Annotated in this window: 19 protein-coding genes and 1 pseudogene; 11 read left to right on the forward strand and 9 right to left on the reverse strand. The window is 58.0% G+C overall.

All coding sequences use genetic code 11. The features are described 5' to 3' along the window. Positions 1–351 (reverse strand): annotated as a pseudogene (locus AD930_RS04105) (septal ring lytic transglycosylase RlpA family protein); the annotation flags it as partial. Positions 352–617: 266 nt separating this feature from the next. Here AD930_RS04105 and aroQ point away from each other — a divergent pair. From aroQ to AD930_RS04125, 4 genes are all read left to right on the forward strand, one after another. Then, the gene (gene aroQ, locus AD930_RS04110; protein ID WP_025829366.1) at positions 618–1073 is read left to right on the forward strand and encodes a type II 3-dehydroquinate dehydratase; all 456 of its coding nucleotides are present in this window, start codon (positions 618–620) and stop codon (positions 1071–1073) included. Next, complete coding sequence (accB, locus tag AD930_RS04115) at positions 1070–1534, forward strand: acetyl-CoA carboxylase biotin carboxyl carrier protein (RefSeq protein WP_043549395.1); 465 nt, start codon at positions 1070–1072, stop codon at positions 1532–1534. Before aroQ ends, accB begins: the two co-directional genes overlap by 4 nt. After that, positions 1534–2877, forward strand: coding sequence for an acetyl-CoA carboxylase biotin carboxylase subunit (gene accC, locus AD930_RS04120; protein ID WP_061491797.1), 1344 nt, complete (start codon positions 1534–1536; stop codon positions 2875–2877). The genes accB and accC overlap by 1 nt, the downstream gene beginning before the upstream one ends. Positions 2878–3030: 153 nt before the next feature. After that, positions 3031–3822, forward strand: coding sequence for an acetoin reductase (locus tag AD930_RS04125; RefSeq protein WP_043549398.1), 792 nt, complete (start codon positions 3031–3033; stop codon positions 3820–3822). Here AD930_RS04125 and AD930_RS04130 read toward each other — a convergent pair. Both AD930_RS04130 and AD930_RS04135 read right to left on the reverse strand, forming a co-directional pair. After that, positions 3771–4505 (reverse strand): HAD family hydrolase, encoded by a 735-nt coding sequence (locus AD930_RS04130; protein WP_061505247.1) that lies wholly within the window; start codon positions 4503–4505, stop codon positions 3771–3773. The two genes, AD930_RS04125 and AD930_RS04130, sit on opposite strands and share 52 nt — an antisense overlap. 93 nt (positions 4506–4598) lie before the next feature. Continuing rightward, entirely contained in the window at positions 4599–6092 is a 1494-nt protein-coding gene (locus tag AD930_RS04135; protein ID WP_043549400.1) for a sugar porter family MFS transporter, read from the reverse strand. A gap of 454 nt (positions 6093–6546) precedes the next feature. Between AD930_RS04135 and thiC the strand changes: the two genes are divergently transcribed. Both thiC and AD930_RS04145 read left to right on the forward strand, forming a co-directional pair. Further along, on the forward strand, positions 6547–8421 hold the full coding sequence (gene thiC / locus AD930_RS04140; protein ID WP_061491800.1) for a phosphomethylpyrimidine synthase ThiC: 1875 nt from the start codon (positions 6547–6549) through the stop codon (positions 8419–8421). A 316-nt stretch (positions 8422–8737) separates the two neighbouring features. Next, on the forward strand, positions 8738–10384 hold the full coding sequence (locus AD930_RS04145; RefSeq protein WP_061505248.1) for a dihydroxyacetone kinase subunit DhaK: 1647 nt from the start codon (positions 8738–8740) through the stop codon (positions 10382–10384). 178 nt (positions 10385–10562) lie between these two features. Here AD930_RS04145 and AD930_RS04150 read toward each other — a convergent pair whose 3' ends face one another. Together AD930_RS04150 and AD930_RS04155 are read right to left on the reverse strand one after the other, a co-directional pair. Then, positions 10563–12980, reverse strand: a complete 2418-nt coding sequence (locus AD930_RS04150) for a TonB-dependent receptor plug domain-containing protein (RefSeq protein ID WP_082781696.1) — start codon at positions 12978–12980, stop codon at positions 10563–10565. A 452-nt stretch (positions 12981–13432) separates the two neighbouring features. Then, on the reverse strand, positions 13433–15226 hold the full coding sequence (locus tag AD930_RS04155) for an ABC transporter ATP-binding protein (RefSeq protein WP_061505280.1): 1794 nt from the start codon (positions 15224–15226) through the stop codon (positions 13433–13435). Positions 15227–15392: 166 nt separating this feature from the next. Here AD930_RS04155 and nth point away from each other — a divergent pair, with 166 nt between their 5' ends. Then, complete coding sequence (nth, locus tag AD930_RS04160) at positions 15393–16190, forward strand: endonuclease III (protein ID WP_082781692.1); 798 nt, start codon at positions 15393–15395, stop codon at positions 16188–16190. A gap of 38 nt (positions 16191–16228) precedes the next feature. On the opposite strand, the gene hemH is transcribed toward nth, so the two are convergent. Together hemH and mutY are read right to left on the reverse strand one after the other, a co-directional pair. After that, a complete protein-coding gene (hemH, locus tag AD930_RS04165) occupies positions 16229–17266 on the reverse strand; it encodes a ferrochelatase (protein ID WP_043549406.1) in 1038 nt (345 codons plus the stop codon). A gap of 8 nt (positions 17267–17274) precedes the next feature. Continuing rightward, positions 17275–18333, reverse strand: a complete 1059-nt coding sequence (mutY, locus tag AD930_RS04170) for an A/G-specific adenine glycosylase (protein ID WP_061505282.1) — start codon at positions 18331–18333, stop codon at positions 17275–17277. Positions 18334–18343: 10 nt separating this feature from the next. On the opposite strand from mutY, the gene AD930_RS04175 reads away from it, so the two are divergent. Beyond that, a complete protein-coding gene (locus AD930_RS04175; RefSeq protein WP_082781697.1) occupies positions 18344–18865 on the forward strand; it encodes a DUF721 domain-containing protein in 522 nt (173 codons plus the stop codon). An 8-nt stretch (positions 18866–18873) separates the two neighbouring features. Here the strand turns inward: AD930_RS04175 and AD930_RS04180 are convergent, their stop codons facing one another. Continuing rightward, on the reverse strand, positions 18874–20523 hold the full coding sequence (locus AD930_RS04180; protein ID WP_244150487.1) for a carbohydrate porin: 1650 nt from the start codon (positions 20521–20523) through the stop codon (positions 18874–18876). Positions 20524–20952: 429 nt separating this feature from the next. Continuing rightward, positions 20953–21186, reverse strand: a complete 234-nt coding sequence (locus tag AD930_RS04185) for a hypothetical protein (protein WP_061505250.1) — start codon at positions 21184–21186, stop codon at positions 20953–20955. A gap of 509 nt (positions 21187–21695) precedes the next feature. Between AD930_RS04185 and AD930_RS04190 the strand changes: the two genes are divergently transcribed. From AD930_RS04190 to AD930_RS04200, 3 genes are all read left to right on the forward strand, one after another. Next, positions 21696–24137 (forward strand): membrane-bound PQQ-dependent dehydrogenase, glucose/quinate/shikimate family, encoded by a 2442-nt coding sequence (locus AD930_RS04190; protein ID WP_061505251.1) that lies wholly within the window; start codon positions 21696–21698, stop codon positions 24135–24137. Between the two features lie 91 nt (positions 24138–24228). Continuing rightward, positions 24229–25437 (forward strand): lytic transglycosylase domain-containing protein, encoded by a 1209-nt coding sequence (locus AD930_RS04195; protein ID WP_244150489.1) that lies wholly within the window; start codon positions 24229–24231, stop codon positions 25435–25437. Between the two features lie 368 nt (positions 25438–25805). Continuing rightward, the gene (locus AD930_RS04200) at positions 25806–26345 is read left to right on the forward strand and encodes a DUF3576 domain-containing protein (protein WP_052403647.1); all 540 of its coding nucleotides are present in this window, start codon (positions 25806–25808) and stop codon (positions 26343–26345) included. Positions 26346–26413: the final 68 nt, after the last annotated feature.

Consider the following 26413-nt stretch of genomic DNA (forward strand, 5'->3'; position numbering starts at 1 on the left):
GCCCGTCTCTTCAGACGTCACCAGCAACTTGCTGCCGAGGGGGGCTGTGGGGTGCGCTGCGGTCAGGCTGGCCTTGTTGAACAAAGCGCCTGAAGAGGTGCGGCGGTTATGGAAACGCCCGCCATACCAGCTGGCCATGCCTTTCTGAAAACGGTGCGCGTGCGCAGTCCGCCCGGTTTCCGGAGTGCTGAACGTCGGATCCTGCTCCTCCCGCGCGGCAAGAGCGCGCTGAACGGAGTCGGCCCAGCTGGTCGTCCCCTGTCCTTCATCAGCTGCCTTGGCAGCGGAGACAGAGGCCATGGAGGCCATAACAAACACACTTCCCAGAAGTGCCCGGCGCAGGGCTGACATCCGCTTGTTTACTCCGTTTTCCATTAATCCCGGCCAATAAAGCCGGTGCCAGGGGTAAAAAGCAACCGCTTTCTGCCCCGCAAACCTTTTGGTTCTCCCCGTGCATGCCCTGCCCGAATGGCAAAAACATGGCATGCCTGTGCCCAATTCTCCCCGCTTCCGCAGACAGAGGGAGCCGGGCCGACAGGTTTTTAATCAGGATTTAGGGGTGCAGGGCATCTCTTCTCTTGGATGCTGTCCGGCATCGTGCTACGGCCCGGAGCACTATGGAAAGACCCCTCATCGCTGTGTTTAACGGCCCGAACCTGAACATGCTTGGCCAGCGCCAGCCTGAAATTTATGGCCGCGCCACCCTGGATGATGTGGAGCAGATCTGCATTCAGACAGCCGACAAGCTGGATCTGGCCATCGACTTCCGTCAGACGAACATTGAAGGGGAGCTGATTTCCTGGGTGCAGGAATGCCGCAAGCGTGCGCGCGGCATCATCATCAACCCGGCGGGATACAGCCACACCTCTGTGGCTTTGCTGGATGCACTGCTGGCCACGGACCTGCCCGTGATCGAGGTGCATATCTCCAACATTCACCGTCGTGAGCCGTTCCGTCACATGTCTTATGTCTCCCGCGCCGCTGTTGGCGTGATCTGTGGGCTAGGCGTGGCGGGGTATTCTCTGGCATTGCAGGCAATGACAGATCTTATTCTAGATGAGGATGACCAATGAGCGGATTGCTCGTGGACGCAGATGCCATTCGGGCATTGGCCGAAATTCTGACCGACACCGGACTGACTGAAATCGAGGTCTCGGAGAAAGACAGCCGCATCCGGGTGGCCCGTGCCCCCGCAACGGTGCAGGCTACGGCTCCGGCGGCTGTTGCAGCCCCTGCTCCGGCTCCGGTGGCAGCACCTGCCGCCCCCGTGCCGGCAGCCCCTGCGGACCTCTCCCGCCATCCGGGTGCTGTTAACAGCCCGATGGTGGGTGTGGCGTATCTCACGCCGGACCCGTCCTCTCCGCCGTTTGTCAGCGAAGGACAGATTGTCAGCGCTGGCCAGACCCTGCTGCTGATTGAAGCGATGAAGACCTTCAACCAGATCAAAGCCCCCAAAGCCGGCACGGTGAAAACCCTGCTCGTCACCTCTGGTGACCCGGTGGAATTTGGCCAGCCGCTCGCCATTATCGAGTGATGTTTTCCAAAATCCTCATCGCCAATCGCGGCGAGATTGCCCTTCGTGTCCTGCGCGCCTGCCGGGAACTGGGCATCAAGACCGTAGCGGTTCATTCCACAGCGGATGAAGACGCCATGCATGTGCGTCTGGCGGATGAAGCCGTGTGCATCGGGCCGCCTGCCGCGCGGGATTCCTACCTGAACGTGGCCGCCATTCTGTCTGCCGCTACCATCACCGGGGCGGAAGCCATTCACCCCGGCTATGGCTTTCTGTCTGAAAACGCGGATTTTGCGGAAACGGTGGAAGCACACGGCCTGACCTTTATCGGCCCGACGGCGGAGCATATCCGCATGATGGGCGATAAGATTACCGCCAAAACCACCATGGAAGCGCTGGGTGTGCCGCTGGTCCCCGGTTCCGATGGTGAGCTGAAGAGCCTGGACGAAGCCCGGACCGTGGCCGCACAGGTTGGCTATCCGGTGCTGATCAAGGCGACCGCAGGCGGTGGCGGGCGCGGCATGAAAGTCGCGCATGATGCCAGCGAGATTGAGGAAGCCTGGAGCGTGGCCCGCACGGAAGCCCGCACAGCCTTTGGCAATGATGCGGTCTATCTGGAAAAATACCTCGATAAGCCCCGGCATATCGAACTCCAGATTCTGGGCGATAACTACAGCAACGTGGTGCATTTTGGGGAACGTGACTGCTCCCTGCAGCGCCGCCACCAGAAGCTGCTGGAAGAAGCTGGCTCTCCGGCTATTACAGCAGAGCAGCGGGACGCCATTGGCAAGACGGTGACGGACGCCCTCTCCAAAATGGGCTACCGCAACGCAGGCACGCTGGAATTCCTGTATCAGGACGGCCAGTTCTGCTTCATCGAGATGAACACCCGCCTGCAGGTGGAACATCCGGTGACGGAAATGGTGTGTGATGTTGATCTGGTCCGTGAGCAGATCCGCATCGCGGCAGGTGAAAAGCTGGGCTACACGCAGTCTGACGTGACCTTCTCTGGCCATGCCATTGAATGCCGCATCAACGCGGAAGACCCGGATACCTTCGCCCCCTGCCCCGGCACGGTGGCGGTGTATCACGCACCGGGTGGTCTGGGCGTGCGCATCGATAGCGCGCTCTACACGGGCTACAAGGTGCCGCCGTATTACGACAGCATGATTGCCAAGGTGATTGTCCACGCCCCCACACGGGCCGAGGCCATTGCCCGTATGCACCGTGCGCTGGATGAGTTTGTGGTGGAAGGTATTAAGACCGTTATTCCGCTGCACCGCCGCATTCTGGCTGACCCTGAGTTCCAGAAGGGGGATTACACCATCCACTGGCTGGAACAGTTTACCGCGCGCCCGCACTAAGACGGCACGCCTGCCCCGGCCTGTGCCTCCTTACGGGAGCCGCTGGCCGGGGACACAATATCGTGACATCCTTCCCTCTGCCCTTGTTTACGACCGCTGGTTTTTCCAGCGTGGGGTTCTGCGCACAATGCGCTTCAAGAGGAAGATCTCGCGATGTCTCTTTCAGAAAAACTTGCCGGAAAAACCGCCATTGTCACTGGCGCTGCTCAGGGAATCGGGCGGGGCATTGCCCTGCGTCTGGCGCGTGACGGCGCGGCCGTGGTGCTGACGGACCTCAAAAAAGACAAGCTGGCTGCCGTCGCTGCGGAAATTGAGGCGCTTGGCGGCAAAGCCCTCGTGCAGACAGCTGATATCAGCCAGCGCGATCAGGTTTTTGCTGTCGTGCAGGAAGCCGGCAAAGCGTTCGGGCATGTGGATATCATGGTCAACAATGCCGGTATCGCGCATGTCGGCTCCGTGCTGGACGCGACACCCGAGGAAGTGGAGACCATTTACCGCATCAATGTGCAGGGCACGCTGTGGGGCATTCAGGCCGCGGCTCAGGCGTTTAAAGCCCAGAAGAGCAAGGGCAAGATTATCAATGCCTGCTCCATTGCAGGGCATGAAGGCTACGCGTTTCTTGGCATCTACTCCTCCACCAAATTTGCCGTGCGGGCGCTCACGCAGGCCGCCGCCAAGGAGCTGGCCTCCTTCGGCATTACCGTTAACGCCTACTGTCCCGGCGTTGTGGGCACGGATATGTGGACTGAGATCGACCGCCGCATGGCCGAGACGACCGGAGCCGAAATTGGCGCAACCTACAAAAAATACGTGGAAGGCATCGCTCTGGGCCGGGTTGAAACACCGGACGATGTAGCTGGCTTTGTCTCCTATCTGGCCAGTGCAGATGCAGACTACATGACGGGCCAATCCGTAATGATTGATGGCGGGCTGGTTTTCCGCTGAGAACGGGCTGGGAAACACCCCTCCAACGCCTGAAAAGTCTCTATTTCATACCGTGGCTTCAGGGCACGGCAGGCGTCAGGCTTGCCATGCCCATACGTCACCCAGCAGGCATCAATGCCGCAATTCCGGGCAAAGAGCAGATCGGCAGATGTATCGCCTACAAACAGCATCTCTGCGCGGTTTGCTGAGGCAAAAAATGGGAGAATACGCTGCTCAAACAGATCTGGCGCAGGTTTGGGCGGCAGGTCTGGCTGTTCTCCCAACACAAGATCGAAATACCCGGAAAGATCAAAATGCTTCAGGGCGGCCTGTAAAGCAGCCTCTCCCTTGTTGCTGACAATCGCCAGCTTCACGCCAACAGAGCGGGCATAAGCCAGAGACGCCCGGACACCCGGGAAGAGCGTGGTCCACCGCAATCCTTCTGCCGCATAATGCTGCCGGTAACGCGCCACACATGCGTCCACGGTTACGGACTGGCCCGATACAAGCTGCCCGATAAACTGCTCAAACGTGCCCCTCAGCGTGGCCCCACGTGCCAGCACAGCCTCGATTTCCCCATCCCCTAAAGCTGCTGACGCACCGCAAAGCTCTTCCAGCGTCCGACGAACACAAATGGCAACAGACGCCCGTGTGTCCGCAAGAGTGCCATCAAAGTCGCAAATCAGAACTTTATAAGAGGTCATTCTGTCATTCCCTGCGGGGCAGCATTCTGGAGATAAAAAGAAAGGCTCCCAAAGGAGCCTTTCTTCCATTCTTTATAATAAGGGTCCGGTGCCTCAGGCGGCTGAGGGAGCCTGAGCGGTTTCTTCTTCGTCTTCTTCATCATCGTATGAACGGATACGCGGGTCCTGCCCCACACGCGGCTTAAACTCGCCACGGCGCAGAGCAATCTCGATATCCTCCAGCGTTGCCCCGGCGGTTTCGGGCACAAAGAAGTAAACAAAGAGCACGGACGCCAGATTGACCCCGGCATAAATCCACATGGTGCCACCCAGCGTGACAATCTGCACCAGCGTCAGCGCGGTGGAGGTTACCAGCAGATCGGCCCCCCACAGCATGGCGGCATGCACACTGGTTGCTGCGGCACGCATGGGCAGCGGGAACAGCTCAGCACCCAGCAGCCAGCCCACAACCTGAATACCACCGGCATTGAACATCATGAACAGCAGCAGGAATGCGATAATCGCCCAGCTCCCCACGCTGCCCTTGTCCGGGTGGATGGCAAACATGATGCCCAGCCCGATCAGGCTCAGCACAGACCCCGGCCCCATGATGAGCACCAGACGGCGGCGACCAATGCGGTCCACAAAAATGCAGCCCAGAAGGGTCATGACCAGATAGACGATGGAAATACCAAGACTGGCCAGAAGAGCCGCAGAGCTTCCAAAGCCGGCATCCGACAGGAAGGTCGGGGCGTAGTAAATCATCATCTCCAGACCACCGGCCTGCGTGAAGAAGGCAATGCCCAGAGCAGCAATAACAGCCGGACGCGCCCAGGGGAGCATCAGGCCTTTCCAGCCGCGCTCGTCGTCATCAATGCCTGAGGCATTTTCATGAATTTCCCGGATTTCACGACGGATGGCCTTGCGGGAAGTCCGCACGCGGCTGAGATGCTCAACAGCCGACGCCAGTCCTTCATTTTCCGCAGCCCAGCGCGGGCTTTTGGGCAGGAAGAACATGCACACAAATACAAACGCTGCCGGCAGCGCCGCAACGGAAATCATCGGCCGCCAGCCCCATGCATCGCGCATGGTAAAACCGACGAGGTTGGCGAGAAAAATACCAACACCAATGGCGACGTTAAACATGGTGACCAGATTGCCGCGTTTACTGGCTGGTGCCAGTTCCGAGATATAGGTTGGCACCACCTGCGTGGCACCGCCTACGGCAAGCCCGAGAAAAACACGGGCAATAATCAGAGTGGTCACATCCGGTGCGCGGGAGCAGGCGACAGCACCCACCACAAACACACCTGTCACGACCATAACGGAATTACGCCGCCCAAACTTTTCGGACAGCCACGAGACGCAAAGTGCGCCCACAACGGCCCCGACAAGAATGGCGGAGGTTACCATTTCTTCCTGACCGGAAGTCAGGTGAAAGTCTTTTGTAATAAGAAGAAGAGCGCCGGAAATAATACCCGTATCATATCCATAAAGACCACCGCATATGGCAGCAACAATTGCAGCTATCCATAAGACACGGTGAGCATGTGGGGAGATTTCGACGTTCGCGATTGCTTCCTGAGCTTTGTTTCTTTCTGCTTGCATGCCTTCTTAATACCACACTTTTGTAACGGTTGCATCGAAAATGAAATTTTTTATTCTCATGCAGAAAATCAGGTCTTTTGAAGCCCCTCGCAAACCGGGGAATTTCGAGGATCTGAGATCGCCCGTATTCAACGCAGCATAACGCGGTTCGTGCCCGGCAAAACGCCTCACCACACCCGGTTTTTTCTTGACAGACACACCCGGAACGCTATCTGCTCCAGACCATAGACCAAGGGGGGTTCCGACAAGGAACTGAGAGTCCACTGTGTCCCGCAAGGGCAACGCGTGGTGACCCTGCCACCAGAAGCATACTGCACTGGTGGGGAACCTGATCCGGATTATACCGGCGGAGGGACTGGTGCCAGAAGATGCTGCCGCTCAAGGACCGTAAAGCGCGCCCCCTGCAGCAGCCCCCCTTCCGGCCTCTGTCCTCCTCTGGTCAGAGGAGAACGCTGTGACCCAAACTGACACCCTCAAGACCGCCACACAGGCCGTCACGGGTAACCCGAAACCTGCGAATACCGCTGCACCGGCCCCCGGCCAGGTGACAACCGGCCCTATTCGCGGCTCCAGAAAAGTCTACTCCAGCCCGGAAGGACGCCCGGACATCCGCGTGCCGTTCCGTGAAATCATGCTGGACCCGTCCGCTAACGAGCCACCGCTGCGCGTGTATGATACATCCGGCCCCTACACGGATGATGCCGAGCAGATTGACGTCCGCACCGGCCTGCCCAAACCCCGCGCAGCCTGGCTGGCCAAACGCAACCTGGTGCAGGCCACCCCGCGTGCGGTTAAGCCGGAAGACAATGGCAACGCACAGGGCGAACAGCTCGTCGCGCCCTGTCCGGCTCCGCACACTGTGCTGCAGGGGCAGGCAGGCAAGCCCGTCACGCAGTATGAATTCGCAAAAGCCGGGATCATCACGGAAGAGATGATTTATGTGGCGCACCGTGAAAATCTGGGCCGCCAGAAAGCGGCTGACGATGCGGCTGCCCGCCTTGCGGATGGCAACTCCTTTGATGCCGCTATTCCGACGTTTGTCACCCCGGAATTTGTGCGGGAAGAAATCGCCCGTGGCCGCGCCATTATTCCGGCTAACATCAACCACCCGGAACTTGAGCCGGTGATTATTGGCCGCAACTTCCTTGTGAAAGTGAATGCCAACATCGGCAACTCTGCGGTGACGTCCTCCGCAGCGGAAGAAGTGGAAAAGCTGGTCTGGTCCATCCGCTGGGGTGCAGATACGGTGATGGATCTTTCCACAGGCCGTAACATTCACAATATCCGTGACTGGATTCTGCGGAACTCCCCCACCCCCATCGGCACTGTGCCGCTTTATCAGGCTCTTGAGAAAGTTGGCGGTGAAGTCAGCAAACTGAGCTGGGAAGTCTTCCGCGATACGCTGATTGAGCAGGCGGAACAGGGTGTGGATTACTTCACCATCCATGCCGGCGTGCGCCTCCAGCATGTGCCGCTGACCGCAAACCGCGTGACCGGCATTGTCTCCCGTGGCGGCTCCATCATGGCCAGCTGGTGCCTGAACGGCCACCGCGAGAGCTTCCTGTATGAGCATTTTGAAGAGATTTGCGACATCATGCGCGCTTATGATGTCTCCTTCTCTCTGGGCGATGGCCTGCGCCCCGGCAGCATTGCCGACGCCAATGATGCCGCACAGTTTGCCGAGCTGGAAACACTGGGTGAACTGACCCAGATTGCCTGGGCCAAGGGCTGTCAGGTGATGATCGAAGGGCCGGGCCATGTGCCCATGCACAAGATCAAAGAGAACATGGACAAGCAGCTGCGCGACTGTGGCGAAGCCCCGTTCTACACGCTTGGCCCGCTGACGACCGATATCGCACCGGGGTATGACCACATTACCTCAGCGATTGGTGCGGCCATGATCGGCTGGTTTGGCACGGCCATGCTCTGCTACGTGACACCCAAGGAGCATCTGGGCCTGCCAGACCGCAATGATGTGAAAACCGGTGTGATTACCTACCGCATTGCCGCCCATGCGGCAGACCTTGCGAAAGGCCACCCGGCGGCAAAACTGCGGGATGATGCGCTCAGCCGCGCACGGTTCTCCTTCCGCTGGCAGGATCAGTTCAACCTGTCACTCGATCCGGATACGGCCTGTGCGTATCATGATGAAACCATGCCGAAGGAAGCCCATAAAGCCGCACATTTCTGCTCCATGTGTGGCCCGAAATTCTGCTCCATGCGGATCAGTCAGGATCTGAAGGAAGATGCCGCCCGTATGGCTGGCATTGAGCAGAAAAACGAAGAATTCCGTAAAGCTGGTGGCACCGTCTACGTGCCTGCGGAATAAGGTTCTTCTTTCCCCCTCCCCCTTTGCGAACTGCGCAGAGGGGGAGGCCTGACAGTAATGAACAAAAACAATCGTCACTGTCTTAAATTTCCAATTTTTTTTAAAATCTGGTTTTTTATCGAATTCCTTACATTAATCGAAAATCTCCTAAAATATTCACCTACAAAAAGATGCATTCCATCGCGCCCTATATTGCACTCCAAGTCTTGGAAAAATCATAAATCTGAAAAATCACCAGCACTTGCCTTCCAAAAAAATTTCAAAGGATTAGAATTTTAATTCTTGTTTTTTGGCACAGTGGCAGGACCGGTTTTCTATGAAGCGTTTTTTCAACACACGCGAAACACTTGTAACAGACTCTCTGGGTGGCCTGCTCCGCTCCTCCATGGGCCAGCATTTGTGCCGGCTGGACGGGTATCCCGATATTCGCGTGGTGCTAAGAAAAGAGCGCAACCCTGAACATGTCGCCGTTATTTCCGGCGGCGGAGCCGGGCATGAGCCAACCCATGCCGGGTTTGTGGGTGCTGGTATGCTGGATGCCGCCGTGTGCGGTTCACTCTTCGCCTCCCCCAGCGTGGACGCCATTCTGGCGGGCATTCTGGCCGTGACTGGCAAAGCAGGCTGCCTGCTGGTCATTAAAAGCTATACCGGGGACCGTCTGAATTTTGCGCTGGCCGCCGAGCAGGCCCGCAGCATGGGGTATCAGGTCGAAACCGTTGTGGTGGGGGATGATATTGCCCTGCCCGATAACCGCTTTGCCCGCGGTCTGGCAGGTACGGTTCTTGTGCATAAAATTGCAGGCTATGCCGCAAGTCAGGGTGAACCGCTGGCCCGGGTGGCTGAGCGCGCCCGCGCTGCCGCTGCACAGATTTCCTCCATCGGCCTCTCGCTGACAGACTGCAACGCCTATGACCCAACCCACACCACCCGGCTGACAGCGCAGCAGGCTGAACTGGGTTTAGGCATCCACGGGGAACCGGGCGCGCAGCAGATTGAACTGGCGCAGGCGGACACACTGATGGCGCTGGCTGCCGACACACTCGCCCAAGCCCTGCCCGCCAAAAATGCCTCCGGCAAACATGAACGCTATGCTCTGCTGCTAAACATGCTGGGCACAGTGCCTCCCATTGAAATGACGTTGCTGCTCAACGCCTTTGCCAAAACCGATCTGGCCAAAAACACGGATCTGATTATTGGCCCGGCCCCGATGATGACGGCGCTGGACATGAACGGCTTCTCCCTGACAGCCATTCCGCTGAGCGCAGAAATCCATGACGCCCTGAATGCACCAGTGGAACCGTGGGCATGGCCGGGCGCTGCCCCGTTTGCAGCCCCCACCGTGCGCCCTCTGCCCACCCTGCCCGAAACATTCCGTTTCCCGCCCTCTGCGTCCCCCAAAGTTGAAGCGCTGATCCGGCACGCTGCCAAAACGCTGATTGGCAATGCAGAAGCCCTGAACGCTCTGGATGCTCAGATTGGAGACGGGGATGCGGGGTCCACCTTTGCGGAAGGCGCGCAGGAGATTCTGAAAACGGTTGATCGCCTACCACTGGCAAACCCGCAGGAGCTTTTTGCCACCTTCGGCGCCATTCTGGCCCGACATGCCGGTGGGTCCAGCGGCGTGCTGCTCTCCATCATGTTCTCCGCCGCCGGTCGCAGCACGGACACATGGGCCAAGGCGTTAGTAGAAGGCCTGACCACCATGCAAAAGCATGGCGGCGCCAAGCCGGGTGACCGCACTATGATTGATGCCCTCCACCCGGCCTTTACAGTTCTGGCTGCTGGTGGCGCACTGGCAGACGCCGCACAGGCGGCGCGTGATGGTGCGGACGCCACCAAACGCATGACCCACGCTAACGCAGGCCGCGCCTCTTATGTGCCGGACGCCAAACTGGCCAACATCCCTGACCCCGGCGCAGAAGCCATTGCCCGCATGTTTGAGGCTCTCGCCAGCATAGGCTGAATAAAAAAACGCCTGTGCGCTATGGAAACAAGTCCATGCACACAGGCGTTTTTTATAAGAAATTTAAATGTCCGACTTTCTCAGGGCATCCGCTGCAAGCCTGCCAGACAAACTTGCAGCATACTCAAAAATCATCCTGATTTGATCAGACCCTTCAAGCAGTCTGATCCTTTTGAGATCAGAAGTTGATATCACCCCGCAGATAATAAAACCCGCCATTCATACCAAGCTGGGACGTGCTCATGTAATATTGCGGCGCGCCCAGATAGCGGTTGTTATCCGGCACCCGGCTGGGGCGGGCATCAAACAGGTTATTACCGCCCAGTGTGAGCGCCAGTCTGGGGTGCACGCGGTAGGTGACTTCAAGATTGGTGATAAACTTCGGCGTATTATGGAATTCTCTGAACTGCGTGCTGGACAGAGACCCTGTGTTCCCCGCACCCCCGTAATAGGTAAGCTGAGAGGTGGTCTGGCCGTACCGGATTTCATGCACGCCCACCGTCCATTTCCCGCTGGTAAAGCGACCGCCAAAAATCATCTTGCTGCGCGGATAGGCTGTGGTGAGATACGCAATACTCTGCGCATTCAACAACGGATTTCCCTGCGCATCTGTCCCCTGATGGGACAGGCGCGTACGGTTGAGGTTGATCGCAACATCCCAGTCAATACGCCCAATAGTGCCCAACTGGGTGGGGTAGGTTGCCGTCAGGTCCAACCCCTGTGTGCGGGTGCTGGCCACGTTGGCAAACCAGTGGGTGGAGAGAGAGGCTGGAGTCCATGAACCCACATCACTCGGCAAGGCAAAGCCATTCATGGTCAGGGCCGAAGCCGCCTGCGCACCATATACCTGCCCACCGGGCATGATCTGGTCGCGCAGGTTGATCTGATACACATCGACCGTCACATGCAGTTTGCGGAACGGCTCCATGACAATCCCGCCGCTGACATTGGTTGAACGCTCCGGTTTAAGCGGAGAGGAACCATTGGCCAGTGCCCCCGGGGAGTTCACAGCAATCAGGCCGCGTGCCGCCGTAGGAGAAATAGCCAGTGCGCTGTAATGTTCCTGCGCAAGCGTAGGCGCATGGAACCCGGTGGAGATGGTTGCCCGGAACGCAAGACGGGGAGAAACCTCATAGCGCGTGGAGACCTTACCGGTTTCCGTATCCCCTACATCCGTATAATGCTCGTACCGGCCTGCAAGATCGAGCTGCCAGTGGCGCGTCAGGTTTGTGGCAACATCCACATATCCCGCCACAACATCCCGGCTAAAGTTACCGGCATTGCCAGGGTTGGTGCCCGACATGGCATCAGACCCGCTTCCATACAGGGAATCTGCATCCCCTGTGCCAATGGAATAGCTTTCGTAACGGTAGGACGCCCCTCCGGCCACGTTGATATCATGCGGCCAGCCGGAAAAATGGAATTTGCGCGAGAGATCGAAACTGTTGCTCCACTGGGAATTGTTAAAGCCCTGCACGTCAAAATGCGTTGGCGTACGGCCTGTGTCTTTCTCAATGGCAAGGTTGGCGGAATTCGCCAGACCGATATTGTCGAAATCGCGCCCGTAGACTGTGGAAAGATCCCAGTTCCAGCCAGCGAGTTTTCCCTTAACACCGGCAGTCAGCTCGAAATCATTCTCTTCGATCGTTTCCAGCGGCGAGTAGCCACCCGGATAGATGGCCGCATAACCGGGATAGTTGGCAAGGGAGCTGGGCAGGCGATAGTTCTGGTAGGATTCCGCATGCCGGTGCGCATACGTGCCCGTGCCGTAAAGCTGGATGCTATCCGTCAGATCATACCCGGCCTTGATGGCAACGCTCTCACGCGTCTGTTCCGGCTGGCCCAGCACGTTATTGTCTTTTTTGCCTGTGCGGGCATCCGGGGCACTGCGATAGGTGTGGTCAGTATGGAAAAAATCACCACTCACATGCACAAAGCCACGGCTGCCGAGCTGTGCGCCACCATCCAGATACACGCCCTGCTGGAAGCCATCCTTGGCGGCGGTAATGCCGGAAATGGATTGTGCGTGAAAACCGTGATCCTGCTTTTTGAGGATGATGTTCACCACGCCCGCCACGGCATCTGACCCATACTGGGCGGAAGCCCCGTCCCGCAGCACTTCCACATGGTCGATGGCAGCCATAGGGAGCATGTCGATGTCAACAGCCGTGGAGCCCTGCTGCGGGCCGGGGTCAGCATAGATATTGGCTGTGGTATGGCGGCGCTTTCCGTCCACCAGAACCAGTGTTTCATTCGGGTTCAGGCCGCGCAGGCTGATGGAATCTGTCAGCGCGCCACTATCAAACCCGCCGGTCGGCATGGTGAGAGACGGCAGAAGCTGGGCCAGCGCTTCCCGCAGGTTGGGCTGGCCAGTCTGGCTGAGCTGTTTGGCGGAGACGACATCAATGGGGGAAAGACTTTCACGCGCCTTACGGCCCGTCTCACGCGTGCCGGTGACAATCACGGACTCTTCACCCTCGGCCACAACCGGCCCGGGAGCCGCAACCGTCCCCCGCAGCGTGCGCACCTGCTGGGGCGTCAGCGTGGCAGGAGCGGCGGTTGTGCCAGAAGCCGCCGTGCCGGAGACCGGACGCACCGCTGCCGGACGAACAGCCTGCCCCGCAGCTTTATGGGGCACAGAGTGAGCTGTGTGCTTTACGGCTGTGCCGGGCTTTTGTCCCTCCGCCGCAAAAGCCTCCCCTCCGGCAAAACCGGACAACAGGGTGGCAGCCAGCAACGCGGAGGAAAAACCCCGACCGCAGCCCGGTGCGTGCCCCTGTGCTGAACGGACCCGAATGATAGTGTCTGACGAAAAACCTTTGCGCACAGCAGAACGCTCCCAAGCACATGCTTAATAAACACACATATTGCGTGTTTATGTATAACACTCTTATTAATGTGCAATTAGGGTTGGTGCGAATTGTCTCGTATTATTAGGAGGTGTGGTGATCCTGCAACAGGGTGCCACCACAAGGCCGCACCTTCCCTGCTCTTACGCGAGGCAAACCAGAGCGAGGAGACAACGCCCCTTGCTCCGGAAAGTTTCTATTACAAAGACTGAAGATTATAGAGCCTGCGATAAAGGCCACCCGGCTTCTGCACCAGTTCCGCATGGGGGGCGTCTTCCACCACCTCCCCGCGCTCAAATACCAGAATGCGGTCCAGATCCACCACTGTGGCCAGACGGTGCGCAATCACAATCACAGTGCGGCCTTCCATCAGCCGCTGCATGGCGTCCTGCACCAGAGATTCAGATTCTGAATCAAGGCTGGCCGTGGCTTCATCCAGCACCAGAATGGGGTTGTCCGCCAGAAAAGCACGAGCAATGGCAACACGCTGGCGCTCACCGCCAGAGAGCTTCACACCCCGTTCCCCTACCAGCGTCTGATACCCATCCGGCAGGCGCGCAATAAAGTCTGACGCGTTGGCCAGCCGGGCGGCTTCTTCAATTTCCGCCTGCGTGGCATCCGGGCGGCCATAGGCAATATTGTCCGCCAGACTGCGGTGGAACAAGGTGGGCTCCTGCTGCACAATGGCAATTTGCGACCGCAGGCGGGACTGGCTGACCGTGGCGATATCCACGCCATCAATCAGAATCTGACCGCCATTGAGCGGATAAAGCCGCTGCAACAGCTTGGTGAAGGTGGATTTACCCGAACCGGACGGCCCTACCAGACCCACGCGGCTGCCGGGCGCAATCGTCAGGCTGAGGTCTGTAAATATGGGCCGTGTCTGACCGGGATACTGGAAGGATACATGCTCGAACCGGATTTCCCCTTCCCGAATAGTAAAAGGCTGCACAACGGGCAGATCTTTCACACCGGGTTCAGTCCGCCACAGCTCAATCAGCTCTTCCATTTCATTCACAGAGCGCTGCACCACGGACACCTGCTGGCCAATGTCGCGCAAATAGCCCTGCACCAGAAACGTCATGGTCAGCACATAAGCCAGATCCCCCGGCCCCGCCTTGCCATCCAGCCACAGCCAGACCGCCGCACCGGACAGGATAACCCGCATGGCCGTGACCATCAGGTTCTGGATGCTGGCGCTGTTGGTGCCGCGCGTCCATGTGTGGCAGGTCTGCTTCTTCCATTCAGACACAACCTGCATCAGCCGTGCTTCTTCCCGCTCCTCCGCACCAAAGGCTTTCACCACGGCGTTGCAGGTGATGGAATCTGCTAACGCGGCACCCATCTTGCTGTCCCACTGGTTGGCCTGCCGGGCAGAAGGAGCCACATAGCGCAGTGTGAGCAGGCACGAGCACGTGATAAACACTGCGGATAACACGCCCAGCAGCACACCCATAAGCAGCCAGTGCCATGCCAGCACCAGTGTGGTGAGCACCAGCAGGCAGGCTTCCGGGATGAGCATCAGCAGCAGCGTGTCATCAAGCATATCCACGGCCCACATGCCGCGCGTCAGCCGCCGCACGGTGGAACCGGCAAAGGTATTGGCATGCCAGTCCGTGGAGAGCCGCTGCACATGCGCAAAGGCCTGCCCGACAATTTTCTGCATGACCTGTGTGCTCAGATGCGTAATGCCCAGATACGCCGCGCGCTTGCCCAGAACATTGCCCACGCCACAGGCGGCCATGCCAGCCAGCATCCACAAGGCATCCCGGATCAGGCCGGACTCAGCCGCAGGCTGCGCAACATCGGTCACCAGACGGCCCGCCAGAACTGGCATCAGCACATCCAGCAGGGTCGCAAACATGACCCCGGCGACTGTGACTGTCAGCGGGCGGGGAAACTCCATCCAACGCCGCATGACAAACTTCAGAACATCAACAAACAGGTTTGGCCCCCGTACGGCACGACCCGTATCGGAAGAGGAGGTACTCATCAGAACAATCCGAAAAAAGGGAGAAAACAGCGAACCTCGGCTGAGGTCTGGTTTTGTGTCTGTATCGTGCGGCCTCATATTTAGCAAACATTCCGGCACTAACCGCCGCTCTGTTCTGGCCGACCGGAGATAGACGCCAACGCCCCGCACGCGGTAGAGTTTACGCATGGCCAGACAGACACGCACCCCTGCCAAGGCAGAGGCTCACCCTTCCAAATCCCCCGCTGCCGGACGCAAAACAGCAAAGGCCGCAAAGCCTGCCGCCGCCGCAGACAGCAAAGCCACAGCCCCGCGTGACATGACGCGGCCGGAAATTGCGCAGTTTCTGACGGACCTTGAGCGTGCCTGGCCGGATGCGGAAACGGAGCTGCATTACAGCACGCCGTTCACGCTGCTGATTGCCGTGGTGCTCTCTGCACAGGCGACCGATGCCTCCGTCAACCGCGTAACCCCGGCCCTGTTTGCCGCCGCCCCCAATCCGGCGGCCATGGTGGCACTGGGAGAAGACGGCGTGGGGGAACTGATCCGCACGATCGGCCTGTGGCGCAACAAGGCAAAAAATGTAGTGGAACTCTCTCGCCAACTCATAGAACGCCACAAAGGCGAGGTTCCCGGTACGCGGGAAGAGCTGGAAGCGCTGGCCGGGGTGGGCCGCAAAACCGCCAATGTAGTGCTGAATGTCGCTTTCCATCAGCCCACTGTGCCGGTGGATACGCATGTGTTCCGGCTGGCTAACCGCACGGGATTAGGGCGTGGCAAGACAGTGGAAGCGGTGGAAGCCGCACTTGAACGGCGCATCCCCAAAGAGATGATCCGTGATTCCCACCACTGGATGATCCTGCAGGGCCGCTACGTGTGTAAAGCCCGCAAGCCGGAATGCTGGCGCTGTGCGGCCAGTGAGCCGTGCCTGTATCCCGTGAAAACAGACCGGCCCGTTATCAAGCCGCCGCGTCAGACACTTTAAGATCGCCTTACAGCCCTGACGAGGTATTCAGCAGCGCCTTATAACCAACCAGCCAGTTCCTGCCGGGTGAGCTGTTCCAGCACATCAATGGCTTCCACACTGTCATTCAGGCAGGGAATGAGGGTAAATTCTTCCCCTCCTGCCTTGATGAAGTCTTCACAGACCTCGTTGCCAATTTCATCCAGCGTTTCAATACAGTCCGTCATGAAGCCCGGCGTGATAACGGCAATGCGCTTCACGTCTTTTTCCGGCAGGCCTGCAATAAATGGTGCAGTGTAGGGTTCCAGCCATTTGGTGGGACCAAAGCGGGACTGGAAGGTGAGCGGCAGTGTCGCCTCGTCCATTCCCAATGCTTCACGCAGAGCTTTTACAGTGCGCTGGCAGTCCGCAAGGTAGGAATCCCCTTTATCCACATACTCCTGAGGCAGACCGTGGAACGACGCCACCAGCATTTGCGGCGGAGTATCCAGTGTCGCCATCGTCTTGCGGACAGAATTGGCCAGTGCCTCGATATAGGTGGCTTCATCCGGGAACGCTGGCAGCGTGCGGATGGCGGGCTGGTTGCGCAGCGTCATCAGAACGCGGAAAAGCTGGTCATTCGCGGTCGCGGTGGTGGTGGCGCTGTATTGCGGATAGAGCGGCACGGCCAGAATACGGTCACACCCATGTTCCAGCAGTTCACGCACCCCGGCCTCAACGGACGGCGTGCCGTAGCGCATGGCCCAGGCAACCGGCACATTATCAGCAGCAAACCGGGCGTGCAGCCCCTCCGCCTGCCCGCGCGTGTAGCCCCTCAGCGGGCTTTCATTCTTCTCTTTGTCCCAGATGCGCTCATAGGCTTTGCCGCTTTTGCCGGGGCGGACCGTCAGCACCACACCTTGCAGGATGGGCTGCCAGAGCACCGGAGAGCCTTCAATCACCCGTCGGTCAGAGAGGAATTCGGACAGATACCGCCGCACGGCCCGATACCCCGTATCATCAGGCGTGCCCAGATTGAGCAGCAGAATACCCGGACGGCCTTCATGCCGCGCTTTGCCGTTGGGCTGTTTACGGGAGGGAATGTGGTGGAAGACCATGAAACCTCTTACAGAGCTTTAAGCCCCAGTTTTATGCATTTGAGCATGACGGAGGGTAGTGAAAGCCCGGCCACACTGCCAACCGGCGCCAGAAAACCCGACTGCACGGCCTGATTGGAAAAATGCTGCACCCGCGCAGCGTAAACTGTGACCTCAAGCGTGAAATGTGTAAACACATGCCGCACCACACCAGCAGCCTGCCAGGGAGCCTTGCAGGGAGCCTGCTCCAGAGCCTCGACCTCTGACCAGGGCTCCGAACGCCAGTCCGTGCCGGGAAGTTCCGTCATGGCTGCCAGTAGCCCGGTTTCCGGCCTTTTCCGCAGCAGGACCTGCTCCGCTGCATCTACCGCCAGAAAATGCGCGCCATAGCGCACGGGCCGCGCCACCTTGGGGGCCTTGCGTGGGAGGGTGGCGGCAATACCGGCTTTTTGCGCGGCACAATTCTCGCGCCACGGGCACAAACCGCAGGCCGGAGAACGCGGCGAACACAGGGACGCGCCCAGATCAAACAACGCCTGTGCAAAATCGGAAGGGCGCGCCTGTGCTTCAGGGCACCCGTTCAACCCTTCAGCCAGCTTCGCCAGTGTTTTGCGGGCGGCGGGTAGCGGTTCTTCCACAGCAAACAGGCGGGAGGTAATGCGCTCCACATTGCCATCCACCGGCACCACTGGCACGCCGAACGCAATGGCTGCGACAGCCGCCGCTGTATAAGCCCCCACACCGGGCAGAGCACGCAGGCCAGCGACATCCTGTGGAAAGCCGCCGAGCGCTACAACCTGCTGCGCACAGGCATGCAGATTTCTGGCGCGGGAGTAATAGCCCAGCCCGGCCCATGCGGAGAGCACATCATCGCGGTCCGCCGCCGCCAGAGCCTGCACGGTGGGGAATTTTTCCAGAAAACGATGGTAATATAGACCAACAGCCTTGACCGTTGTCTGCTGAAGCATGATCTCGCTCAGCCAGACATGGTATGGGTCAGCATGCTGATCGACTTCGGCGCGCCATGGCAGAGTGCGGCGATGTCTGTCATACCAGTCGAGCAGGGATCGGGCGGATGGCTTTTTCACGGAGAGTGTTATGACGAAGGAGAGTCCCTCCGGCAAGACAACAAGGCGCAAAACTGCCACGACCAAAAAAGCAGAAACACCGCCAGCGCCGCCGCGCCGCGCCATGACGGCCCGCAGTCTGGCCGCACTCCTGCCCAATGTTACAGCCCCGGCGTTCAAGAAACGCTCCCCGGCAGGCGTGCAGCTCTTTACTGACTGGGCAGATATTGTCGGCCCGGCACATGCTGCCGTCACTACGCCCCGCAAGTTGTCTGCCGGCACCCTGAGCATTGCCTGCGCCGGGCCGGTCGCCATGGAACTCCAGCATCTGAGCGACGCTCTGATTGCCCGCATCAACACATGGTGCGGGCAGGCTCTGGTGGCGCGTTTGCGTTTTGTGCAGGACCCGGCCGCCGGGCAGCGCATAACCGCACGCCGCACACCCAAGGCCGCCACACGCCCGTGCCATCTGCCGGATATGGAAGACAGTCCCTTAAAGGAGGCGCTGGAATCTCTGGGCGCGCATATCGTGCAGAAAAAAAGCAGGCGCTAAAAAAGCCCTTACAGGTTGGCAATCACTTTCAACCCGACCAGCGCGGCATCCGGCCTGCGAGAGGTTTCACCCGGACGGATCATATACTGGAATTCAGGCTGAACCAGCACACCGGGAACAGCATCAATGGCGTAATAGGCCTCGATAACGTGAGAGTCCGTTTGCGGTGCCAGAACCTGAGCGCCCAAAGAAAGACCGGCATCCCGCGCATACATCTGCCCAAGCTCTTTCCGATGACTGACGTGATACCAGGAATATAAAATTCCCAGTCTGTCCGTCACACGACCCGGAATGACACCATTGAAGGACAGGCCTCCATAGGCTTCATCAGAGATGGAGGACACATGCGGCGTGTTATGAATATACCCGGCCATGAGGTACCCCCCGGCCATCTGATTACGCCCCCCTTTACGGTAGATCATCTGGTCACCCTCAAACCAGAACATATCCATTGGGGCACTATGCAGACGCCCCGTCGCGACAACCTTGTTGGCCGGAGAGGCCCCCAGAACATCCGGATAGCGCGAGGTATCATGCGCATAACCAAAAACATAATGCCCTGGCAGGCGATTTCGCGTCAGGAAGGGTTGCCATGTAAACTCTATCGGCAACATCAGGCCTGTGGTGTTTTCACTCCCCCATGCCCAGCCGCTGGGGTTAGTGGAAAGCGGGCTGACCTGATAAGCCCCCAGTTGCACCATGGTATCGCGCGTTGGACGAAAGCGCACCCGGCTACCCCATGTCGCTTTTGGATAAACTGCAAACCCGGGATCGACTTTTAAAGCCACCGGGGCCGAGCATGTCACCATAAAGGAACAGATAAGCGGCGATGTTGCAAAAACATGCGTCAGGGACATACGTCCGAACGTGATATCCATGCGGTTCTGGAGAAACTTTTTTTCCGCGTAGAAATCAACAAGATGGGCCACAACATGCCCGGAAAGTCCGTAAACTTCCATAAGGTTTACATAATAATCCCCAACCCGGTCATGCGAGACTTCTCGCCCGGCACGGTTCATAAGCAGGGTATGGATAGACCACCCGTTCAGGCCCGCCAGTTTCCCCAGATCAAAGTTCATCTGCAGGGTTAGCTCATGCACATAATCCATGCCGCGCTGCATGCCGCCATGGATATTGGCCATTGCTTCTCCTTTATACGTAAAAGAGAAAACAAAGCCTTTTTTCTGTAGTCTTTCCCTAAATGGCATAATCAGAGGAACAAGATGCCCGCTCCCGGCGGTGGGAACATAATAGGGGTCATCCATATCCGTGCGGCGCTGGGCATCCACTTCTGAGGGAAGCAGCCAGGACGGTCCTTCTTTTCCCGTCAGAGCATCCAGCTCCAGTTTATGAAATGTCTTGGGGCTTTGATATTCATCCACACTGGGAACATCCATCGTCGCCAGACCGGGCCAGGGTGCAACCGGTACGCCACTTGCCGGAAGCGGGGAGTTCTTTGGGCGCACAAGCACACGGGCATCCGGCTGAGACGGATCATCCTGTGGGGGCGTTCCGGAAAGAACATCGACATAAACGGTTTTTTTGGTCGGAGACGGTAAGATGCCAGCGTCTTCAGCGTGAGCGACACCGGTAGAGAGAGTGATTAACAGGCTTCCTGCAAGTGTTACCCCCCTCAAAGCAGAAGACGGTTTAAGCACAGGAAATCTGTTGCAGCGTTTGCGATACATCATCTGACCATGAATAAGTTTTAGCACTCTGGCCAGAAAGTGCCCGGTTAAAGCGTGGAAAGCTGGAGATGTGACCTAAAAAAGGAACGTCCTGTTATGCACTCATGAAATCAGGTCACTCATTTGAAAATCCAACAATTTTTAAAACGGACCCTGACACATCAGGGCCCGCCTTCCGCCAGGAATGCCCTCTCTCATCTGAAAGACGGCAAAATGCGATAGCATGTTTTTTCTGAGAGAGCCTGAAAAACTAACAGTATAAAAAACACAAAACCGTTACATTTAATAAGTATACAAATAAACATAAAGTAATGATTTTATATTGTGGAATTTTATTTAGGGGTGATTATAGAGCGCGCACCTTAAAGGATCTGACCGAAACGTCAGGCCACATCAAGATCAAAACAGAAAACGCAAGATATAAAAATCAAGAATACCGTACTTCCGTTCCAAACCTTCTTTACCGAACCAAAAGGACGCATCAGGAATGATCTGAGGAACACCTTGAAAAACATCGCGTTTGGCTGTTGCTGTGCATGAACCCTTTAAGGCGCTGAAACCCGTGCAATGTCCAATATATGAAAGAGGGATTTTCCATATTTTTTCTATATGGATATAAGCGGGAAAGACCATTTCCCTTAAGCAAATTTCTCCATAAAACATATTATTATCAATGGTTTATTCTTATTTAACCCAAAAACACAATGCCACTTATCCGGAAAAAGCATGAGGGAAAAGGGCGATACTTCTCACCGGAACGTTACCCCAACAAATATTGCGAAAGGCCCCTTATTGGGCCGGAGAGGACAAACATCCCCCCGATCCAGCACCGCATCGGCACCGGAAAAGAGTCTGCCTTTTCACAAAAAATCTATCCCAAAAGAGGAGCTGTGCCCGCCCTGGTAAAATTTTTAAAAAAATGACCGTTTTTATAGAGATTTTCCCCAAAGGACTTCTTGACAGAATGAAACAGATTGGACACAGAGCATTTTCCGCTCCTCTGGAAACAATGATAAAGGACTCTTCCCAAAGCCCATGGCCCGCAGGGAAAATTTCTTGTCATAAGCCAGTGTATCTGGATTTAGTCGTAACCTCGGCCCGGCACCCTGCTGTCAGGACGATTTCAATACTGGAGTGACAGCATGGGTGACGGTCAACCCGTAGATCACCATTCTCCGCTAGGTGGCATTTATCGTGCCATCTTTTCTGTCATCAGCCTTGCTGCCGGTCTGGCGCTTGCTTACGGTGGCGTAAAGCTTCTGATGCTGGGCGGCTCGGCATATTATCTGCTGGCCGGGATAGCGTATTGTGCTCTGGCCATTCTGGTTTTTCTGAAGCACCCCTATACTCTGGCTGTGTCTGCGGTTGTTTTTGCCGCCACCTTTATATGGGCGCTGTGTGACACGCCGGAAATTGGCTACTGGGCCCTTTTGCCGCGTCTGGTTGTGCCTGCCATTCTCTTCACCCTCAGCCTGTGGGCCGTCGCGACATTCCCCGCAACGTCCTCCCCCATCCGGCGGGGCAGCGTTTTTGGTGGTCTTGGCATTGTCGGCTGTTTGCTGGTGACGCTGGCAGAAGCCTTCTTCCCGCACGGGCAGATCAGCAACCCCGATGCCGCATCAGCCAACCCGCAGGTGGCTCAGGCAGGCAAGACCGATGCAGCAGAGGATTGGGAATTCTTTGGGCGTAATGCTCAGGGTACGCGGTACGCACCCTATACCCAGATCACACCGGACAATGTCAGCAAGCTGAAAGTCGCGTGGGTTTATCATACAGGTAGAAGAACGCAGGGTCCGGGTACGGGGGTTGACGAAAACACCCCCCAGCAGATTGGCAACGTGCTGTATTCCTGCACGCCGGAAAACCTGATTACGGCTCTGGAAGCGGATACCGGTAAAGAAATCTGGAAATTCGACCCCAAGGCGCACTCTGCTGAACATGTCACCTGCCGTGGCGTTGGCTATTACGATGCCACAAAAGACGCGAGCCTGACCGCTGAAGACAAAGCAGCGGATGATGCGGCCCCGATGTGCCATCAGCGTATTCTTGTCTCCACCGTGGATGCCCGCTTTATTGCGCTGGATGCCCACACCGGCGCGCAGTGCTCCGGCTTTGGTGAAAACGGCTTTGTGGACCTGAAGAAACAGATGGGTCCGGTTGCTGCGGGTAAACGCTACCACCCCACCTCCATCCCTGTGGTGATGGGCCATGTTGCCGTTATTGGCGGCTGGGTGCGTGATATTGTTCACGGCGAACCCTCCGGCGTTGTGCGGGCTTACGATGTGCGGACTGGCGCTCTGGTCTGGGCCTGGGATGTTGGGGATCCGGAAAACACCGGCGCACCTGCGGATGATCAGACCTACACGCTGGAAACCCCCAATGTGTGGACCATCCCGACCTATGATAAAGAGCTGAACCTCGTCTATCTGCCCACCGGCAACGGACCGCCCGATTACTGGGGTGGAGACCGGACGGTTGCCAAAGAAAAATTCGGCGCTGCCGTTGTTGCCGTGGATGCCTCTACAGGCAAAACAAAGTGGGTCTTCCAGACTGTGCACCACGACGTCTGGGATTATGACCTGCCGTCTCAGCCCGTTCTGTATGATGTGACCAACGCGCAGGGTGAAAAAGTCCCGGCACTGATCCAGACCACAAAGACCGGCCACATCTTTGTTCTGGACCGCCGCACCGGCACGCCGGTGACGGAAGTGCAGGAACGCCGCGTTGCAACCTCTCCTTCAGCGCAGGGCGAACATCTCTCCCCCACCCAGCCGTTCTCTGTTGGCATGCCCACCATTGGGGCTGATCCGCTGACGGAAAGCTCCATGTGGGGTGTCAGCACGTTTGACCAGCTTTATTGCCGCATCATGTTCAAGGATTCGGTTTATGAAGGTCCGTTCACGCCGCCGGGTGAAAAACCCTATATCGAATGGCCCAGCCTGCTGGGTGGCATGAACTGGGGTGGCATCTCCATTGATGAAGCGCGTGGCGTCATGTTTGTGAATGACATGCGTATGCCCCTGCGTATGTCTCTGGTGAACCTTGAAGAAGCCAAGAAATATAAAGCCTCAACCGACGAAGTGCCGGGCTTTATGGGCACCATGCGCCCGCAGGTGGCTGGCCCCTATGCCGGTGTGCGCATTGATATTCTGCAGTCTCCGCTGCAGGTGCCGTGCAACACGCCGCCCTTCGGCACCATGAGCGCCATTGATCTGCATAGCAAAAAGCTGCTGTGGCAGGTGCCCATGGGCACAACGCAGGATCTGGGTCCGATGGGCATCAAAACCCATCTGCCGGTTCCCATGGGTATGCCGACTTTGGGTGGCCCCACCTCCACCGCGTCCGGGCTGGTCTTCTTTGCTGGCACACAGGACTATTATCTGCGTGCGCTGAATTCCAGTACGGGTAAGGAAGTCTGGCGTGAGCGTCTGCCGGTTGGTGCTGTGGCAGCCCCGCTCATTTTCCGCTCCCCCAAAACGGGTAAGGAATATGTGGTGATCTCTGCTGGCGGCATGAGCCACTCTCCAGATGTGGGTGACTATATTATTGCCTACACGCTGCCGGATGATGTTGCGGCCAAATAAGCGGCCAAAAACTCACTAAGCGGAACACAGGAAAATCCCCACTTTATGTGGGGATTTTTTTTACCCGGCCTCCGGGAGCCAAAGCGTGACCATGCGCCCGCTCAAGGTTGTGATTGCATCCGGCTTTCAGGAGAGGCACCATGCGCGCATGGTTCGGACTTTTCTTCTTCCCGGAACAGCGCAAAAGAGAAAACGCACACTCTGCTCGCTGTTTCTTGGCGGGCTGGCAACGCTCTCTGCCTGTGCCGGGCCAACACGCTCTACATACCGCGCCCCCGGTGCGGCTCTTAACCCGTGGGGGCCGTATATTCAGGAAGCCTCCACGCGGTTTTCCATCCCGCAGTCCTGGATTCGGGCTATCATGCAGCAGGAGTCCGGTGGGCATCAGTATATGCATGGCCGGCCCATCCGCTCCATACACGGGGCGGTCGGCCTGATGCAGATCAAGCCTGACACCTACAGGGAACTGGCCAGACGCTACCATCTGGGGTCCGACCCGTACAACCCGCATGACAACATCATGGCAGGCAGTGGGTATATCCGCGAGTTGTATGACCGCTTTGGCTCTCCGGGTTTTGTGACTGCCTATAACTGCGGCCCACAATGCGCGGAAAACCACCGTAGCCGCGGCACAAGTCTGCCCTCCTACGCGCGGACCTATCTGGCGTCCGTCAGCCCGCATCTGAATGACCCAGTTCCGGCCACGACCACAACAACCGAGATGGCGTATGCCACCGCCCCCAGTGCGGCCATTCCTCAGCAGGTTGCAGTCCCGGCCAGCCCACCAGCGTATCGCGTGGTTGCCGCCTCCGCTCCGGCCACGGTGGCGGTTGCCAGCGCAGCGCCAGCAAGCCCGGCCGGAACCGCCACGGCTCCGCCCCTTGCTGATGATGACCTTGCCCCACCAGCCCCGTATGCATCATCGGACGGAGATATTGCTGTCTCTTCCGCCGCAGGGACTGAGGCCGCGGGACAAGCGTTAACAACACCAGCCGTCACCCCTGCAACTTATGCTACCCCGGCGGCCACCACGGTCTGGCAACAGGACACCGGGGGGAACGCCATGATCCAGATTGGCGCATTTTCCACACAGGAACGCGCCCTTCAGGCGGCGGCTCTGGCCAGACAGTCCTCCGGTGGACTGGCGAGTGCCGTCAACCGGATTGAGCTGATCCCCACCACAAACGGTCGCCAGATCTGGCGGACACGGCTGGCGGGCCTGTCCGCTACACAAACCAGCCCGATCTGCTCGCAGCTTCGGCAACAGGGGCTATCCTGTATTCTGGTTGTTAATCAGTAAATTTTCTCTATTTTTTTTGCGGCCTCTGCTCCGGGCAGTATAAACAGGCGAATGGCTATGCCGAGCGCCTTAGCCTGCTACAGGCCGGATCTGACCACATTCCGCATTGAAACCCGTTACACCTCTCTGCCACCCTTATCTGATGAAACTGCTGACAGACGCTTTGGAAAAGAGCGGCTTTCCACAGGGCGACCCAGCCCTCCTCCGCCCCTTGTCCGCAGAGAGCGTAAGCAGACGCTTGGCGGGATTGCCCCGACAGGATATGAAGAGAACCAAGACCCATTCGACCATGAACCGGACCTGACCCTGCGCATCAGGCAGGCCGGGGAACATCGGCGCCCCACCGCCGAAGGAGCCGTATCGACATTATGCCACGTCGTCCCATGCCCTGCCCTTCCGCTTCCGGTTCTGCCTCCAGCGGCTCACGGCCTGCTTTCTGGCTGGCTGGCGTTGCCCTTTCCGGCCTTCTGCTGCTGCCGGCCTGCTCCAGCGGCCCGCGCACCAGTAGTGATCTGACCGCCCCACGCAACCATCTTCTGCATGAAGACCGGGGCGCATCTGGCGGTGAGGATGTGCTGAAAGGCGGCGTGAACGCCTATCTGTGGCGCGCCACGCTGGATACGCTCTCCTTCATGCCCGTCGCCACGGCGGATGCGGAAGGCGGCATTATCCTGACGGACTGGTACACACCGCCCGCAGCCCACGGCGAACGCTTTAAAATGACAGCGTTCATTCTGGACCGCCGCCTGCGCTCCGATGCGCTGCGTCTGACGGTTTTCCGCCAGGTCCAGCAGGGCACGGAATGGGTGGATACGCCGCCCGCCGCCAATACGGCGTCTGATATTGCGGCCCGCATTCTCTCCCGCGCACGTAAACTGCGCGCAGACAACGGCAACCGGGACGACTGACGTCCCGGCCTTTTGCTGTCTCCGGCCCCTTTGTGGGCCGGTTTTTCCTGATTTAAAAATTCACCCGC

The organism is Acetobacter malorum (genome assembly GCF_001580615.1).
GTDB lineage: Bacteria > Pseudomonadota > Alphaproteobacteria > Acetobacterales > Acetobacteraceae > Acetobacter > Acetobacter malorum.